We start from the raw sequence: 1,461 nt of genomic DNA, 5'->3' as shown, positions 1-1,461 counted from the left end.
AGTCGTGGCCCGACATACGGGGTTGTTCGTGGTTTCAGAACCAACACAGTGGACGCGAGCAACTGAGGACAAGCCCTCGGCCTATTAGTACCAGTCACCTCCACCCGTTACCGGGCTTCCAGATCTGGCCTATCAACCCAGTCGTCTACTGGGAGCCTTAACCCCTCAAGGGGGTGGGAATACTCATCTCGAAGCAGGCTTCCCGCTTAGATGCTTTCAGCGGTTATCCTTTCCGAACGTAGCCAACCAGCCATGCCCTTGGCAGGACAACTGGCACACCAGAGGTTCGTCCGTCCCGGTCCTCTCGTACTAGGGACAGCCCTTCTCAATATTCCTACGCGCACAGCGGATAGGGACCGAACTGTCTCACGACGTTCTAAACCCAGCTCGCGTACCGCTTTAATGGGCGAACAGCCCAACCCTTGGGACCGACTCCAGCCCCAGGATGCGACGAGCCGACATCGAGGTGCCAAACCATCCCGTCGATATGGACTCTTGGGGAAGATCAGCCTGTTATCCCCGGGGTACCTTTTATCCGTTGAGCGACGGCGCTTCCACAAGCCACCGCCGGATCACTAGTCCCGACTTTCGTCCCTGCTCGACCCGTCGGTCTCACAGTCAAGCTCCCTTGTGCACTTACACTCAACACCTGATTACCAACCAGGCTGAGGGAACCTTTGGGCGCCTCCGTTACTCTTTAGGAGGCAACCGCCCCAGTTAAACTACCCATCAGACACTGTCCCTGATCCGGATCACGGACCCAGGTTAGACATCCAGCACGACCAGAGTGGTATTTCAACGTTGACTCCACGAACACTGGCGTGCCCGCTTCAAAGTCTCCCACCTATCCTACACAAGCCGAACCGAACACCAATATCAAACTGTAGTAAAGGTCCCGGGGTCTTTCCGTCCTGCTGCGCGAAACGAGCATCTTTACTCGTAGTGCAATTTCACCGGGCCTATGGTTGAGACAGTCGAGAAGTCGTTACGCCATTCGTGCAGGTCGGAACTTACCCGACAAGGAATTTCGCTACCTTAGGATGGTTATAGTTACCACCGCCGTTTACTGGCGCTTAAGTTCTCAGCTTCGCACACCCGAAAGTGCACTAACCGGTCCCCTTAACGTTCCAGCACCGGGCAGGCGTCAGTCCGTATACATCGCCTTACGGCTTCGCACGGACCTGTGTTTTTAGTAAACAGTCGCTTCTCGCTGGTCTCTGCGGCCACCCCCAGCTCACGGAGTAAATCCGATCACCAAAGATGGCCCCCCTTCTCCCGAAGTTACGGGGGCATTTTGCCGAGTTCCTTAACCATAGTTCACCCGAACGCCTCGGTATTCTCTACCTGACCACCTGAGTCGGTTTAGGGTACGGGCCGCCATGAAACTCGCTAGAGGCTTTTCTCGACAGCATAGGATCATCCACTTCACCACAATCGGCTCGGCATCAGGTCTCAGGCACA

The 1,461-nt window shown here is 55.8% G+C and carries 1 rRNA gene; it reads right to left on the bottom strand.

Annotated features, from left to right (window positions below):
- Positions 1-64: 64 nt before the first annotated feature.
- A 23S ribosomal RNA gene (locus tag ACFQ7F_RS45860) occupies positions 65-1,461 on the bottom strand; the annotation flags it as partial.

Origin of the sequence: Streptomyces sp. NPDC056486 (assembly GCF_042795295.1) — a bacterium.
In the GTDB taxonomy this organism is placed as follows: Bacteria; Actinomycetota; Actinomycetes; order Streptomycetales; family Streptomycetaceae; genus Streptomyces.
The sequence above is the reverse complement of the archived record's forward strand: the minus strand, read 5'-3'. Positions and strand labels throughout refer to the sequence as shown.